Here is a 15,385-nt window from a genome sequence, read left to right as displayed (position 1 = left end):
ACTATGTTATACCAAATATACTCAAATATCCAAGTTATGAAAATGCATATATCATATATGAACCGACGCAAACAGCATCAACAAAAAAGGATGGTCGAACAACATATTCAACCATCCTTTTTATCAATCTCTACTTAAAAAAATTATTATTCATAATGCTTATCATAGTAATTCTGATAATCTCCAGAGGTTACACTTTTCAGCCACGTTTCATTGGACAGGTACCAATCCACCGTTTTTTCTATTCCCTCTTCAAATTGCAGAGAAGGCTTCCATCCCAATTCCTTTTCCAGTTTACTGGCATCTATAGCATACCTCAAATCATGGCCTGCCCGGTCTTTCACAAAAGAGATCAGCTGAGCAGATGTTCCTTTTTCATTACCAAGTTTTCTATCCATTATCTCACAAAGGAGTGTTACGATATCAATGTTTTTCCATTCATTCCATCCACCTATATTGTAGGTTTCGCCTGATCTTCCCTGATGAAAGATAATATCAATAGCTGCCGCGTGATCTTCCACATAGAGCCAGTCTCTTACATTTTCACCTTTCCCATATACAGGCAGGGATTTTTTGTTCTTGATATTGTTGATGCAAAGTGGGATCAATTTTTCCGGAAACTGGTTGGGACCGTAATTGTTAGAACAATTACTGATGACAGTCTTCATGCCGTAGGTATTGGTATACGCCCTGACAAAATGATCAGAAGATGCCTTAGAAGCAGAATAAGGTGATTGGGGATCATAAGGAGTGGTTTCCAAGAAAAATCCCCCATCATCCAGTGATCCATAAACTTCGTCAGTGGACACATGGTAAAACAAATGTCCGTCCAATTCCTCCCAGGCAGACTTGGCGGCATTCAGCAAGTTCACCGTACCAATGACATTGGTCTTTACAAATGCCAATGGATCTGAGATAGACCTGTCCACATGTGATTCTGCAGCCAAATGGATCACATCGGTAATTTGGTATTTTCCAAATACCTCTTCCAGCCCTTTTTCATCCAGTAAATCAACCTTCTCAAAGTGATAATTGTCCTTTCCTTCTACTTCTTTTAGGTTTTCCAGATTTCCTGCATACGTCAGGCTATCTAGATTTACGATAGTATAATCGGGATATTTAGTGGCAAATAGTTTAACGACATGACTTCCAATAAAGCCAGCTCCACCGGTAATTAAAATTGATTTCTGCATGGAATGTAGGTATGTGCTTTTAACATAAGGTTAGCTACTTTATTACAGGGCTAACCCAGTAACAAATTTACAACAACCAAAAACAATACCATAACACTCTTCACTATACTTGGTAATAATCCCTATACCATTTCACAAAATTAGTCACCCCATCCTCCACACGTGTATTGGGCTTATAGCCGGTCACCTCAGAAAGGGCTGAAACATCAGCATATGTAGCAGGAACATCCCCTGGCTGCATCGGAAGCATTTCCAGTACCGCTTCCTTTTCGGTAGCTTTTTCTATGGCCTGGATAAAATCCATAAGATTCACCGATTTGGAATTCCCAATATTGAACAGCCTGTAAGGGGCATTGGAAAGTCCATCATTTTCAGCTGTCCGATTTCCCGCAGGCGGAACCAAGGAGGTACGGTAAACGCCTTCCACGATGTCGTCCACGTAAGTGAAATCACGCTTCATCTTACCATAGTTAAAAACCTTCAATGGTTTACCTTCAAGGATGGCTTTTGTAAAAATAAACAAGGCCATATCCGGCCTCCCCCATGGGCCATAGACCGTAAAAAATCGCAGTCCAGTCGTCGGGACACCATACAGATGGCTATATGTGTGCGCCATCAATTCATTGGACTTTTTTGAAGCTGCATACAAACTAACTGGGTGATCCACATTATCTGAAGTGGAGAAGGGCATCTTCTCATTGGTACCATACACAGAACTGGACGAAGCATAAACCAAATGCTTTACTGGGTGATGCCTACATGCTTCCAGTAAATTCAAAAAACCTACAATATTGGCATCCACATAAGCTCTCGGGTTTTCCAAGCTGTATCTTACTCCAGCTTGTGCAGCTAAGTTAACCACAATATCGAACTGCTCTGCCTCGAAAAGTGCCATCATTTCCACACCATCTTCAAGCTTCATCTTCACAAACTCAAAGCATCTATTATCCGTAGAAGCTACTTTTTGGTGCTCACTGATATTGGACACATCTATTTGTAGGTCCTTTAGCCTGGCCAATTTGAGATTTACATCATAGTAGTCATTAAGGCTATCAATACCAACTACCTGGTGCCCTTCCTGCAAAAGTTTTTTTGATAAGCCATGCCCAATAAATCCAGCAACTCCAGTTACTAAAAATCTCATATTCTCTTTCCTTTATCTTTTAGGCTCCAAATGGAACATTTCTTCAAATCACTTGTCCAAACATTAAAACAAATATAATAAAAAGCATTAAACATTAAAATAAATGCTTTTTACATCAAGCGCTTTCTAATACATTTGCACCCTTTTAATATGCGAATATAAAAAAAACGCTCTGACATTGGAGCGTTTTTTTTGTTTGATTAAAAATACAGGTATTACCAAATACCGAAAATTCCTTTCCCATAGTGATCAAAGAGCCTAATAGATGCCATAAACTCATGTGTGCTTCCGTACATTCTCGATTGCCGCTGTGTAGCCATCTCATAACTGTACCCTACACTGACGCGATTCATCAAAAATCCTGCTTGCAATCCAGTCGAATAATCTACCCGGTGCCCTACGCCCAACCAGACACGATCCACAAACAGTGCTTTCACATTGAACTCAGCGTTATAAGGCAAATCTTCCTGTATACGATAAAGCACATTTCCGACCAAGCCAATATTCTCACTCGCTTGCCCCCTGTATCCCGCTTGGACATTATGACTCATGGGGCGATCGATGTAAAACTCATCCCCCGATGAAATTTTCCCTGCAGCGATATTTTGAACTGCATACCCAATATAGTATTGCTTATGCCTCAAGGCCAGACCAAAGTTAAAGTCCAAAAACTTCATTTCTGCAAAGCCCCCCAAATACCTGGAGAGTGAAGGGTCATCAGACTGTTCTGGAGTTAACGACATTCCATCCAGCTCGGTATTTTGATACTTGACACCTATCCCCAAGCCTAAATGGTGTTTTTCCGACAACCTAATTCGATTGGAATAATTGAGCACCAGTTCTGTCTCTGTAAAGGCACCGTGCTTATCATACATGATAGAAAGTCCTATGGCATTCCGCCCTATGGACGGCACACTATCATTTCCTCCCAAATGTGCAAAATCACCCTCCACGCTTCCATAAACCGTCTTGGGAGCACCGTCAATGCCACCCCATTGATTTCTGACAATACTCCTGGCACTACTTCCTTCCAGTCCAACTAACGCGGGGCTATAGTAGCTCTGAAGGGAACTAAAATAACTGAAATACTTTCTGCTCTGTCCGTATCCTTGGGTCAAAACCATGGCTACGAATAGGAATATAAATATGAGCTTTTTCATGTTGTTGCTTTTCATAGTAACCACTATTGGAATTAGTTTCTGATAAGGTTTAACACCCCACGTCGCTTCTGTCGCTCATCTCCCAATTCGATCACATAATAGTATGCTCCGACAGGCAAGTCACTTCCTTCATATCTGCCATCCCATCGTTCTCCTGGATCATAGGATACAAAAACCATCTTACCACCTCGCTCAAAAATCATTAGCTTGACATCCCCATAAAACTTTAATGAAGGCACTCCCCAGTCGTCATTGATGTCATCTCCATTTGGGCTGAATACATTACTGATATTTAGATCATCTAAGTTTGGTTTTGATCGTGTAATCGTGAATGTCTTGGAAATGCTATTTCCTATCCTGTCCGTACTGATGACCGTAATGGTAAATTCCTGCTGGCCATCTGGCATCCCTGCTGGTGTCCAAAACAATCTATCCCCCAAAATGTAAAAATACTGCTCATCCTCATATTCGCCGGTGAGGGCATAAGTGTGCTGATCATCGTCCACATCGACTGTAGTCAATATGCCCAGTGGAGCGTTAGGGTCATCCTCTACGGAAAACTCATCATTACTTAGCAATATATCTTCCGGCAGCGACTTCTCATTTACCATAATAGTCAGATTGGGCTGTTGGTCACCGTCGTAGCTATAGTTGTCTCCCAAATTCAGGGCACCGGCATTTTGATAAATCCCGGGGGTCATCTCGTCGTAATGTTGAATATCCCAAACCACCTCAACCATCGCCGTAGCTCCCGAAACCAGTACCGCTTCTACCTGTGTCGGTAGTGGCAGGTCTTCCAGGGCTGTCCCCCAACTCACCGTCAGTATTTCAGGATCAATCAGTGAAGCGATGATATTGCTTTTTAGCGTAATAGTGAATTCATACTCAGTTTCATTTCCTGCCTGATCGACTGCTGTGATTTTCACAGGATGGGGAGCCTCATACCCACTGAGTACCGTACCTTCAGCTGGAAGCTGGACCTGCAAAGCCACTGTACAGTTATCGGAAATACTCAACACCTCTAGGTAATCCCCTAATACATACTCGCCGGTTTCATCTACATAGATGTCAATATTTTCTTCCGTTCCAGTGATGAGGGGCGCAGTGTCATCCGTTATTTTTATAGATGCGGTCAACGTCTCTGTAAATCCCTGCTCTCCAGTTACCAAAATATCCACACTAACATCTCCCAAATCTGAACAGTCAAAGCTTGACCTGCTCAATTCAAAATTGAAGTCATCCATACGCAAACAAGTTCCGCTGATCCCTGTCACCAAATCAGCATGGGAAACTTCAGCTTCTCCATTTTCATCCAAGGAAACCTCCACGTCCTCCACCACAAATGAAAGTGCCTCACTATGAGTCACCGTCACCAAGGCCAATGTCTCAGTCACATTACCTGCTATGTCCGTGGCCATAACGTTCACTTCATTTTCGCCCAAGTTTTCACAGGTAAACACATCGGTATCCAGGGCAAGTACAATTTCATCTGATAAAGAGAAATTATCACTAACAGTCTCCACCAATGCACTTGCTGCTATCGATGCTTCTCCATTCTCCCCTAAACTAATTTCCCGATTGACGGTAGTGATTGCCGGGCCATTTAGGTCTATTGTTAGCATCAGTTTGCTGCTTGACTCACTGGCATTGCAAGCGCCATCTACCGCGACGGCAGAAAGCTCATATCGCCCTTCCTCCCAGGCCAGGTCAGTTGCATCAAACGTCCATGCCCCGTTCTCATCTGCAGTCACTTCGCCTACTTTTTCATCATTGGCGAGGAGATTGACTGCTAGGTTGGGTTCAGCTGTCCCCAGGATGGTGATGGATGATGTATTTGTAATTTGGTCGCCATCAGAAGATCCTGTATCAGGATTGATCCCTGTTACCAGGGGAGGTGATGGCGCCGTTCCATCAATGATGATATTGTTCTGTGTTGGGATCTCCGCATTGTCCATGCTAAAATCCACCAAACTATTCCCTGCCTGGTCCAGGATCCCTTCTTCCTCCAACTGTAATGTGGTTACCACAATACCGTCCTCGTCCACATTACCTGAAACTATTTCGTATGAAAACACCAATTCTTCAGAGCTGCTCTTCTCGGTGTCCAAGGTTACCGATATTTCACCTGAATCCAGCACAATTTGTAAAACTGCAGAGGCTTTTACCGTCACCGGCTCACTCATGGTCAGGGAAAACTCCAAGATATTATTAGCCCCACAGACAGAATATGTACCATCTTCCGGCAAAGTCACTTGTGAAACCACTGGACGGATACCGTCCACCAGGATACCTGAAGTATTGGGAAACTGGTCAAAAGTAAGATCCGCTGGTTCGCCCTCACTGTCCATGATACTGGCTCCTGTCACATTCACTTCACCTGTAAAAGCCACTCCATCATCATCCAGGTCCCCCTCCTTCACGGTGTAGCTAAAGACCAGCTCATTTGATCCAGAGCCGGAGGTATAGATAACAGGTACGGCCTCATCCCCTATCTGCATGGTTAATTCAGGCACACCGTCATTTACCCATACGGGTCTATTAAAGGAGAGGACAATTGATACCTCATCACCAATACCATAAAGCCCGTCTGTCACCGGTGTTAGTTCGGTAATGACAGCAGGCACATTTTTGATCTTAATAATCCTGGATTGTTGCCCACTTTGGTTACCTTCTGTATCAAAAACGGTATACGACACCACCCTGTCTTCCGTATCAGGAAAGCGTGATACATTGTTATAGGTCAGTTCCCTAAAAATCCGTTGGTACAGGGAAAAATCCGCCTCGCCGGTAATGGTCAGCTCCCCATTGGTAAAATTATAATTTACCGTGAGGCCACTATCATTGGCCAAGTCCACCACATCAGGGGCAATGGTAATAAATTCATTGCCTCCATCCGGAAGATTGGTCAGCTTCACCATTGCCTTAGCGGCTTTTGGCGAGTCCTCATCTGTCACCGAAACTTCTCCATCAATAGTGACAGCGCCTTCGCCAGGCTCAAATTCCGTAAAACCTGGAGTAGTGTTAATTACTGGTGCAGCTCCGGGATCAGCCCCCCCAGAAAAAGGGTAGGCAATACCATATAGCATTACCCCAATAATGCAAAAGAGTAGTGTTCTTATCATATGTTCTCGTGTCTGGTCTCAATTAACGCAGCTAATATTTTTTACAAAATCCATATAAATAGGGCTCAAAGACACAAAACTATATTTATATGAATTTAAAAAATATGAAATAAAATTTTACTATGTTGGTTAAAAGCAAATATAATAAAGCATTTGATATCTCAAAAAAAATGACCAAAAAATCGTATTTTTAACCAGTTTAATTCAAACACAACCTTTGCCTAAATCTCATGCAAAGGATAGCGTTCACGCTAAAAGATTTATCCATTTAATTACTATTCCATTCATTAATGCTTAATTTTGGCTCACTATTAAAACCTATAATTAAACCGATGAAGAAAATTGCTGTATTAACCTCGGGAGGAGATGCGCCTGGCATGAATGCTTGCATCAGGGCTGTGGTCCGTACCGGGATTTTCCATGGAATGGAAATGTACGGAATTATGTACGGCTACGATGGCATGATCAATGGCGAGATTAAAAAAATGGAATCCCATGCTGTAAGCAATATTGTCCAGCGTGGAGGTACCATCCTTAAATCAGCCCGTAGTGAAAAATTCCGCACCAAAGAAGGTCGGAAACTAGCCTACGAACAATTACAAAAACACGGGATCGAAGGGCTTGTCGCCATAGGTGGAGACGGTACTTTTACCGGAGCCAAGATGTTTTATGAGGAATATGGAATTCCTACTATTGGATGCCCTGGCACGATAGATAATGATATTTATGGCACTGACTTTACCATCGGATTTGACACGGCCATTAATACTGCCTTGGAAGCAATCGATAAAATCAGGGATACTGCTGCAGCGCACGACCGTATCTTTTTTATCGAAGTGATGGGTAGGGACAGCGGTTACATCGCCGTAGAGTGTGGCCTTGGAGGTGGAGCGGAAATGGTAATGGTACCAGAAACCAAAACCACCCTTCATGAAGTAGTAGAGAAACTTAAAGGCTCTCGTAAAACCAAAACGTCCAGCGTCATCGTAGTGGCCGAAGGTGATGAAGAAGGCAGTGCTGCTGAAATCATGGAGAAGGTCAAAAACATCATCGATGACGACACGAAAGACTTCAAAGTCACTACGCTTGGACACATCCAGCGAGGAGGAAGCCCTACCGGAAAAGACAGGATGCTCGCAAGTAGGTGCGGCATGGCTGCAGTGGAAGGCCTTATGAGCGGTAAAGCCAATTGCATGGCCGGTATCATCCATGACGAAGTGGCCTACACCAGCTTTGAAGACTGTATCACCAAAAACAAACCCTTAAATAGAGACACCCTAAAACTTATCGAAATCTTAAGTATCTAAACATGGGGTTTATTCCAATATTACTCACCTTAGCAGGCTTTATATTGCTCTTTGGCATGGTGGTCAGTTATAGCATCAACCAAAAAAAGGAACAATATAAAGCTGCTCTGCTAGGGCTTCAGCAAAAACTTGTAGCGGAACCCCTTGATAAAACTGGGGATATTACGGTACTGGAAAGAGACATTCAATCCCTTCTCGTCACCGGCCATCCTGATGCCCAAACCTTCAAGCGCCAACTTGGCCAAATCAAACTACTCAAACACCAATACAATGAATTGGTCCAGACTAAGCCCTATAGCCTGGTGGCCAAACTTACTGGTCAACGGGTCATTTGATCCTCCACATAGGCCTCCACTCTTTCATACTCATCAGGGGAAAACCACTGTATTTCCTCATCTCTTCTGAACCAAGTCATCTGTCTTTTGGCATACCTTCTGGAGTTCCTTTTGAGCAATCTTTCAGCTTCTTCTTTATCATACTCCCCATCCAAATAGCCAAATATTTCAGAATACCCGACCGTTTGCAAGGCATTTAAGTAACGCTGCGGATACAATCCTGCTGCTTCTTCAAACAATCCTGCTGCAATCATCTGATCCATCCGCAGATTAATACGGTGATAGAGTTCTTGCCGCTCTCGCTGCAGCCCCACTTTGATCACCTGAAAGGGCCTTCTGACCTTTTCTTTTTTGCGATAGCTACTAAAAGGCTTCCCTGTCCCCATAGTCACCTCGCAGCCCCTGATCAAACGCTGCGGATTATTGACATCCACCTGCTTATAATAATCTGAATCCAATTCCGCGAGCTTTTCCTGCAAAGCAGTGATTCCTTTTTCCTGATACAATTGATTAAGGGATTTTCTAATACTTGGATCGATAGCTGGAATCTCATCGAATCCATTACAAACGGCATCTATATAGAGCCCTGAGCCTCCCGTCATGATGACCACATTATGCATTTCAAATAAATTATTTAAAACCAACAGGGCATCTTTTTCAAACTTCCTTACATCATAATCATCGTGAATGGACAAGTTATTTACAAAATAATGAGGAACATCCTGCATTTCAGCAGCGGAGGGTTTAGCTGTGCCAATGTCCGTTTCTTTATAAAATTGCCGACTATCAGAAGATATAATAGCGGTTTTAAATTTTTTAGCTAGTTTTATGCACAAATCAGTTTTTCCTACTGCTGTAGGACCAGCTACCACAAGAAGATATTTATTATTTTTTATCAACAAACCATCACATAAATTAAGGGAACCAATGGCCCAAAATTAGAGGATTAGGTCATGGAAAACAAAAGGATATTAATAGTAGACGACAACAATCTGAACAGAAAAGTTTTTGAAAACATCATCTGTCACAATTTCCCGTTTTCATCCGCAGAAAATGGCCAGGATGCTATTGATAAAATAAAATGTGAAAGGTTTGACCTTATCCTAATGGATATCCAAATGCCCGTAATGGATGGCATCACAGCACTAAAAATCATTAAATCCGAAGGACTTACCGCTGCCCCGGTCATTGCCATATCGGCCTATTCTGACCAAACAGACCGTGACTATTTTTTATCGGCAGGTTTTGACGACTTTATCGATAAACCCGTAAAACCAAAGGACCTTCTGGAAAGCATCAGCAATCACTTACACAAAAAATCCTTGAACCCTTCTGATCATCCGTCAAGTAACGAACAAGATATACTTGACCAAAAAGTATACGACCAACTAAAAAAATACAATACAAGTGAAGACATCAAAACAGTGTATGAAGACTTTTTTGATGAAGGCCAGACACTCTTGGATGAAATCAAATTGTTAATTGATCAGGGGAATTATTCAGAAATTGCCGAAAAACTTCATATATTAAAAGGAAACTCTGGTACCTTAGGAGCAAGGATATTGTTTAAGCACTCCAGTATTTTGGAACAAAAATTAAAAGACTCAGAATATAATGGTATTATTGAAGATTATTTAACGTTACAAGATCAACTCAAGGTATTCAAATCGCATTTGAAAGAATTAAACAACCTATCTTAAAAATGAGCGAGAACAAAAAAGTTTTAGTAGCTGAAGATAGTTCGGTGATCATCAACCTGACTAAAAACGTTCTGCTGTTTGAAAATTACGAAATTACCGCAGTCAAAAATGGTAAACAAGTTCTGGATAAACTGGCAGAGGCAGATTATGATTTAATCCTTATGGATATAAATATGCCTCAAATGGACGGTATCGAATGTACCAAGGCCATCAGGGCACTCAATGACCCTAAAAAAGCTGCTATTCCCGTCATAGCCATCACAGGCAATTATAAAAATTACTCCATGGAGGATTTCAAACAGGCCGGACTCAATGACTACCTTCAAAAGCCACTGGACTACGACCTCCTGTTATCCACGGTCAAAAAACACCTTGGACCAAAATAACCCCTTATTGGATTTTCCTGATGGCAATAAAGTACACAAAAAATTATTTGGACAAAATAGAAAGCCTTTTTGCTGAATCGGATTATATGCTTCGGTATGAAAAAGGGAACTTCAAGTCAGGCTATTGTATCTTAAAAGACACCAAAGTCGTAATAATCAATAAATATTACACGTTAGAAGGGAAGATAAACACCCTAATAGATATCCTGAAAGAGCTTGATTTTAATCCTAAGGAATTTAAAAACAAAAAGAACCAAGACTTCTATACCGAGCTACAGCAAACCGAACTGAAGCTCTGATCATCAAACTCCACCTGTACCTGGGAGCACCTAGCCTCCTGTGTTTATGATCACCTCCTCTTCTCTTTTACAGCACAAGAAAACTGTAGATATAAGAACAACGAAAAACAAATGAAAGTTACTTTTCTAGGAACAGGAACATCACAAGGAATCCCAGTAATCGGTTGTACATGCGAAACGTGCAGTTCCATCGATTTCAGGGACAAAAGGCTAAGAAGCTCCATCCACCTAAAAGTAGACAACAATAGTTTCGTAGTCGATACAGGCCCCGACTTCAGGGCTCAAATGCTTCGTGAAGGTATCCGTAAATTAGATGCCATCATCTATACCCACGAGCACAAAGACCACACCGCTGGCATGGATGATATCAGACCGTTTAATTTTATGCAGATGAAAGACATGCCCCTCTATGGCACTCCTGCTGTCCTAAATCAGCTCCAACGGGAATTCTCCTATGTCTTCACTCCTAAAAAATACCCAGGAGTCCCACAGGTGGTCACCCATGAAATCAGTAACGAACCTTTTCAAGTGCTTGGAACGACATTTACGCCTATTTTGGTAATGCATTATAAACTGCCTGTCTTTGGCTATAGGATAAAAGATTTCACCTACATCACCGATGCAAAACACATTGAGGAAAAAGAACTGGAAAAAGTAAGGGGAACGAAAGTGTTGGTGCTAAACGCCCTTCAAATAAAAGAACATCTTTCCCACCTTACCCTTTCCGAAGCACTGGAGCTCATTGACACCATAAAACCTGAAAAAGCCTATCTCACCCACATCAGCCACAAGCTTGGTTCCCAACAAAACGTGGAAAGCAAATTACCTGACAATGTATTCTTGGCCTATGACGGCCTTACCATCAGCCTATAACCATGCATCTTAACTACCATTTCTTGAAATTCCTCTGCCCAGAGGTAGACGATATTTTGAATGGACTGGAACTCATCACGTGTTTCTCACAGCACCGCGATGAACTGGTTTTGGGATTTGCTGATGATGAGCACTCACACTACATACGAGCAAATCTCAGTCCATCAAACACCTGCTTATGCCTCCCAAAGGACTACAAGCGCAGCAAAAAAAACAGCGTGGACTTATTCCCGGCCCTCATTGGAGACCAGGTGGTATGTGTTCGTGTACTGTCTTTTGAAAGGGCATTCAGGATCGATTTCAAATCCAACAAGACCTTGCTATTTAAACTTCACGGAAACCGCAGTAACATCCTCCTATTTGATAAAAGCAAAGAACAGAAACCAATTGCTCTTTTCAGAAATGAACTAAAAGAAGACAAGAATATCACCTTAGAGGAATTGGAAAAACACCTTGACCTGTCTTATGATGAGTTTTTAAAGCAAAATGGAAAAGCATCCACTTTCCTCCCTACGCTAGGCAAGATTCCTCGCCAATGGCTTAAATCCCATGGTTACATAGAAGCTGAACTCACTACAAAATGGCAGTTGATGCAGGAGATGATAGATATGCTAAACGCACCACTTTTTAGCATTGCCAAAGAAGACTATGAATACCAGCTTACCTTGCTCCCTGTCTCCGCCCCTATTTTCACATCAGCAAATCCTCTCGAAGCCTGCAATGAATACTTCCAATATGCTGTGGTCCACCAAGCCTTCGAAAGAGAAAAAGGCCTCCTGACCAAGCAGCTGGAAGACCAGAAAAAAAGGACAGAGGCATACCTTGGAAAGACCGCCAAAAAATTAACCGAGCTTCAAAACAGTGCCCCTCCCAGCCAAATAGCCGATATTATCATGGCAAACCTTCACCAAATCCCCCAAGGAACAGAAACGGCCACCTTATTTGATTTCTATCAAAACAAGGAAATCTCCATTCGACTAAAAAAAGGTGTAACACCACAAAAGCATGCCGAAAACCTCTATCGAAAATCCAAAAACAGAAAAATAGAAGTACAACAGCTACAAAAAAACCTATCAGAAAAAGAGGAGTATTTCCTTCAACTGGAGGCTTTGCTGGAAGAGCTGACTACTATTGACAATTTCAAAGCACTGAGGGAGTTTTCCAAAACCCACCAACTATCTGCCAAATCCAAAGAAGACCAAACCAACCTCCCATTCAAGCGTTTTGAAATCGATGGATTTGAAATTTTAGTAGGGAAATCCGCTAAGGTGAATGACCAAATACTAAGGTATTACAGCTGGAAGGACGACATGTGGCTCCATGCCAAGGATGTAGCAGGATCCCACGTCATCATCAAGTTTAAATCGGGCCAAAGCATTCCACAAACAACCCTGGAAAGAGCGGCAGAATTAGCCGCCTACTATTCCAAAAGCAAAAACGAATCCCTTGCTGCGGTGATCTACACCCCTTGCAAATACGTCAGAAAGGTAAAAGGTTCTCCAGCCGGTGCCGTCATGGTCGATCAGGAAAAAGTACTTATGGTAGCACCAAAAGGACCAGTCTCTCCTTAGGTTTTAGATATGAGACGATAGATTTGAGATTTTATCCATATCCCCAAGGCTATCGCCTGTGTGCCTGACAGCTGATGGATAATATAAATACTACCCTTGATTTCATCACTCGCCCAGAGAAATCGTTTTTAGATGAAAGACTGCATCTTCCGCTAGCTACGCCATTCTAACAATCGCTTTGTCCCCCGATATCCACCAGCTTGTCCTCCCCATGTCGGGATGACAACAACTTAGAAACCGTGATTTATACAACAACTATTTTTTAAAAGTGGAACCCCTGATCACTCACCTCACTTTGAAAACACGACGAATGATCAATCTTTATCTATGGGCACCGCGTTTTCATAATCCTCATTTGTGAACACATAGGTGTACCGGTCACGGTTATGGGCTATTTCTTCAAACGTAGAATTGGCAGGATTTAGAAGATTAAAAGGAGAATCTATATTCAAGTGGGAAAAACCCGCTTCCCGGATGCCGTCAAACACCACCGAAACGGAATCTGAATAGGCAATAACAGGATCGCTTCCAAAAAAAAGTTCTATCTCTTGAACAACATTACCGCCCTTAGGCAAACTAAAAGTTTGATGGACATCTTCTGCCTCATATAACTCATAAAATGCATCAATAGTTATCTCATAATCAGACTCATTTACAAAATAATATTCCTCATAGTGTACTCCATCTACCATTTCTCTCCCACAGGATGACAATAGCTGGCTACTTAGTATTCCAATAACTGAAAGTAGCGTACAGGTACTCTTCCGTAGTGTTTTCATAGTCGTTTTTTATTGTTTTCTTCCATATTTCCCAAGTATGCGAAACCGCCAAGGCATCTTCCAGCTGACGGATGGTATAGCCTGAAACTTGATCAAAATAAGATTTTTCTATTCTAGGCTTCCCCCAATCTTTCTTACTATAATCCCACCAGGCATATGTCGTTTTCGTTCCATATCCATCGATCATGTCCTGCACGATTCCCGTATAATTTAAACGGGCATATACTTTTGGTATATATCCAGTCCATACCATTCTCGTCAGCTCCCATTGCACTCCCCTGGCCCAGGACTCTGCCACAATATCCTCCGCATTATCGTAAAAGTCGCCGCCCATCTTCCAGTGGGAGGCATGGGCCAGCTCGTGGATGGTCGTACCGTAGATATCCTTCATTTCGTTCTGCGGATTATAGATCTTTATTGCGCTTCCCAGTCCCAGGAATCTTCTCCCTGCATTATGGTTGCCGTTTTTATTTCCATTATCCTCATAGTAGCACCTGATCTTTAGCTGCGTTTTGAAGGCTCCGTTTTCGGGCGGTCTTCTCAGTCCCTTGATATCCTTATAGTAATAATGGTAAGCCGCCATAAACACCCGTGCGTGAAACTCGTGTTTGTCACCCCTGATGTCCACGTTCCAGTTGCCCTCCTGCTTGGGGCCATTGATGCCGGCTCCGTCCAGCCAGCCTTCCCGTAACTTAAAATGGTACCGCTCCCAATCAATACTGTAATTGGCCTTCTTCCTAAATGTCCCATTGCAGGAATAATATCCACTATAATTGGTAATCCCCTTGTGTGTGGTAAACCATCTCCTGGCCCTTACCTCTGCTCCTTCTACAGCCCGCCAGCCATTGGGGTATTTGGAATCGTCCCAGACACGTATCCGGCCCGCCGGCCTCCACTTACCCATCAAACGGCCATTGGCAGGGGATGGTTCTTTATCAAGGTTCCCCGTTATCCTCAGGGCTTCGTCCACCAGCAGCTGGACGGCACCTTCCGATGCTATCCGTCCATTGGCAGCACCAGTGTCCCCGCTCTCATCAGGGATAAAGAGCTCTGCCAGCACTTCGTGCTCCACCCCTCCGGGAATCGCCTTATCGATGGGCAACGAAACATACTGGTAAGTAGGTACTCCCAGTGGCACTTCAGGATCATGGTAATAGCCCCCTCCTTCCTCGATTTCATAATCCAGGGGATATTCATATAGCACCAAGCTCGAATCCCGCTTCAGGGAGGACAGCTCATCCTCATTGGCGGGTTTGAACTTTATATACAGATGTGTGGCGGCAATATTGATCTTCTCCCCGGCTATACCACCGGAAGGATCATTCTTCACAAGGTTTTGGTAGGCCTTGGCCATGTTTTCCACCGAATAGGGGTTTTTCAGCTGATCACCCAATCTGATCATCTGTTCCTTTCCAGTGCCCTCTGTTATGACAGGGGCAGGCACCGGAGACTCTTCCGGCTGACAGCCGTATATCAGCGTAAGCATGGCCAGCATCAAAGGAAGGCCAAGCCTTGA

The 15,385-nt window shown here is 42.8% G+C and carries 14 protein-coding genes; 7 read left to right on the top strand and 7 right to left on the bottom strand.

The genetic code is table 11. The features are described 5' to 3' along the window. Positions 1 to 146: 146 nt before the first annotated feature. From rfbB to FKX85_RS10985, 4 genes are all read right to left on the bottom strand, one after another. Complete coding sequence (gene rfbB, locus FKX85_RS11000; RefSeq protein ID WP_141614781.1) at positions 147 to 1,193, bottom strand: dTDP-glucose 4,6-dehydratase; 1,047 nt, start codon at positions 1,191 to 1,193, stop codon at positions 147 to 149. 103 nt (positions 1,194 to 1,296) lie between these two features. Then, positions 1,297 to 2,337 (bottom strand): NAD-dependent epimerase, encoded by a 1,041-nt coding sequence (locus tag FKX85_RS10995; RefSeq protein ID WP_141614780.1) that lies wholly within the window; start codon positions 2,335 to 2,337, stop codon positions 1,297 to 1,299. 215 nt (positions 2,338 to 2,552) lie between these two features. After that, positions 2,553 to 3,497, bottom strand: a complete 945-nt coding sequence (locus FKX85_RS10990) for a PorP/SprF family type IX secretion system membrane protein (protein WP_141614779.1) — start codon at positions 3,495 to 3,497, stop codon at positions 2,553 to 2,555. 32 nt (positions 3,498 to 3,529) lie between these two features. Next, on the bottom strand, positions 3,530 to 6,619 hold the full coding sequence (locus FKX85_RS10985) for a T9SS type B sorting domain-containing protein (RefSeq protein ID WP_141614778.1): 3,090 nt from the start codon (positions 6,617 to 6,619) through the stop codon (positions 3,530 to 3,532). 332 nt (positions 6,620 to 6,951) lie between these two features. Here FKX85_RS10985 and pfkA point away from each other — a divergent pair, with 332 nt between their 5' ends. Beyond that, positions 6,952 to 7,926 (top strand): 6-phosphofructokinase, encoded by a 975-nt coding sequence (gene pfkA / locus FKX85_RS10980; protein WP_141614777.1) that lies wholly within the window; start codon positions 6,952 to 6,954, stop codon positions 7,924 to 7,926. Between the two features lie 2 nt (positions 7,927 to 7,928). Continuing rightward, complete coding sequence (locus FKX85_RS10975; RefSeq protein ID WP_141614776.1) at positions 7,929 to 8,261, top strand: hypothetical protein; 333 nt, start codon at positions 7,929 to 7,931, stop codon at positions 8,259 to 8,261. On the opposite strand, the gene miaA is transcribed toward FKX85_RS10975, so the two are convergent. Next, positions 8,246 to 9,163, bottom strand: coding sequence for a tRNA (adenosine(37)-N6)-dimethylallyltransferase MiaA (gene miaA, locus FKX85_RS10970; protein WP_141614775.1), 918 nt, complete (start codon positions 9,161 to 9,163; stop codon positions 8,246 to 8,248). The two genes, FKX85_RS10975 and miaA, sit on opposite strands and share 16 nt — an antisense overlap. 51 nt (positions 9,164 to 9,214) lie before the next feature. Between miaA and FKX85_RS10965 the strand changes: the two genes are divergently transcribed. The 5 genes from FKX85_RS10965 (at position 9,215) to FKX85_RS10945 (ending at position 13,090) form a co-directional block, all read left to right on the top strand. Then, positions 9,215 to 9,961, top strand: coding sequence for an Hpt domain-containing response regulator (locus FKX85_RS10965; protein WP_141614774.1), 747 nt, complete (start codon positions 9,215 to 9,217; stop codon positions 9,959 to 9,961). 2 nt (positions 9,962 to 9,963) lie between these two features. After that, positions 9,964 to 10,347, top strand: coding sequence for a response regulator (locus tag FKX85_RS10960; protein ID WP_141614773.1), 384 nt, complete (start codon positions 9,964 to 9,966; stop codon positions 10,345 to 10,347). 20 nt (positions 10,348 to 10,367) lie between these two features. Beyond that, the gene (locus FKX85_RS10955) at positions 10,368 to 10,646 is read left to right on the top strand and encodes a hypothetical protein (RefSeq protein WP_141614772.1); all 279 of its coding nucleotides are present in this window, start codon (positions 10,368 to 10,370) and stop codon (positions 10,644 to 10,646) included. 111 nt (positions 10,647 to 10,757) lie between these two features. Further along, positions 10,758 to 11,519, top strand: coding sequence for an MBL fold metallo-hydrolase (locus FKX85_RS10950; RefSeq protein ID WP_141614771.1), 762 nt, complete (start codon positions 10,758 to 10,760; stop codon positions 11,517 to 11,519). 2 nt (positions 11,520 to 11,521) lie between these two features. Then, positions 11,522 to 13,090, top strand: coding sequence for an NFACT RNA binding domain-containing protein (locus tag FKX85_RS10945; protein ID WP_141614770.1), 1,569 nt, complete (start codon positions 11,522 to 11,524; stop codon positions 13,088 to 13,090). Positions 13,091 to 13,404: 314 nt separating this feature from the next. Here the strand turns inward: FKX85_RS10945 and FKX85_RS10940 are convergent, their stop codons facing one another. Next, positions 13,405 to 13,869 (bottom strand): hypothetical protein, encoded by a 465-nt coding sequence (locus tag FKX85_RS10940; protein WP_141614769.1) that lies wholly within the window; start codon positions 13,867 to 13,869, stop codon positions 13,405 to 13,407. Next, positions 13,811 to 15,355, bottom strand: coding sequence for a hypothetical protein (locus FKX85_RS10935; RefSeq protein WP_141614768.1), 1,545 nt, complete (start codon positions 15,353 to 15,355; stop codon positions 13,811 to 13,813). Before FKX85_RS10935 ends, FKX85_RS10940 begins: the two co-directional genes overlap by 59 nt. Positions 15,356 to 15,385 lie beyond the last annotated feature (30 nt).

Origin of the sequence: Echinicola soli (genome assembly GCF_006575665.1) — a bacterium.
GTDB classification, from domain to species: domain Bacteria; phylum Bacteroidota; class Bacteroidia; order Cytophagales; family Cyclobacteriaceae; genus Echinicola; species Echinicola soli.
Note: the sequence above shows the minus strand (reverse complement) of the source record. Positions and strands in the feature narration are given on the sequence as shown.

Bases quoted from the DNA above. Each gene is read 5' to 3' on its own strand.
- FKX85_RS10945 (WP_141614770.1), top strand. From the start codon at position 11,522: ATGCATCTTAACTACCATTTCTTGAAATTCCTCTGCCCAGAGGTAGAC.
- FKX85_RS10950 (WP_141614771.1), top strand. From the start codon at position 10,758: ATGAAAGTTACTTTTCTAGGAACAGGAACATCACAAGGAATCCCAGTA.
- FKX85_RS10985 (WP_141614778.1), bottom strand. From the start codon at position 6,619: ATGATAAGAACACTACTCTTTTGCATTATTGGGGTAATGCTATATGGT.
- rfbB (WP_141614781.1), bottom strand. From the start codon at position 1,193: ATGCAGAAATCAATTTTAATTACCGGTGGAGCTGGCTTTATTGGAAGT.
- FKX85_RS10940 (WP_141614769.1), bottom strand. From the start codon at position 13,869: ATGAAAACACTACGGAAGAGTACCTGTACGCTACTTTCAGTTATTGGA.
- FKX85_RS10975 (WP_141614776.1), top strand. From the start codon at position 7,929: ATGGGGTTTATTCCAATATTACTCACCTTAGCAGGCTTTATATTGCTC.
- FKX85_RS10965 (WP_141614774.1), top strand. From the start codon at position 9,215: ATGGAAAACAAAAGGATATTAATAGTAGACGACAACAATCTGAACAGA.
- FKX85_RS10995 (WP_141614780.1), bottom strand. From the start codon at position 2,337: ATGAGATTTTTAGTAACTGGAGTTGCTGGATTTATTGGGCATGGCTTA.
- pfkA (WP_141614777.1), top strand. From the start codon at position 6,952: ATGAAGAAAATTGCTGTATTAACCTCGGGAGGAGATGCGCCTGGCATG.
- FKX85_RS10990 (WP_141614779.1), bottom strand. From the start codon at position 3,497: ATGAAAAAGCTCATATTTATATTCCTATTCGTAGCCATGGTTTTGACC.
- FKX85_RS10955 (WP_141614772.1), top strand. From the start codon at position 10,368: ATGGCAATAAAGTACACAAAAAATTATTTGGACAAAATAGAAAGCCTT.
- FKX85_RS10960 (WP_141614773.1), top strand. From the start codon at position 9,964: ATGAGCGAGAACAAAAAAGTTTTAGTAGCTGAAGATAGTTCGGTGATC.
- FKX85_RS10935 (WP_141614768.1), bottom strand. From the start codon at position 15,355: ATGCTTACGCTGATATACGGCTGTCAGCCGGAAGAGTCTCCGGTGCCT.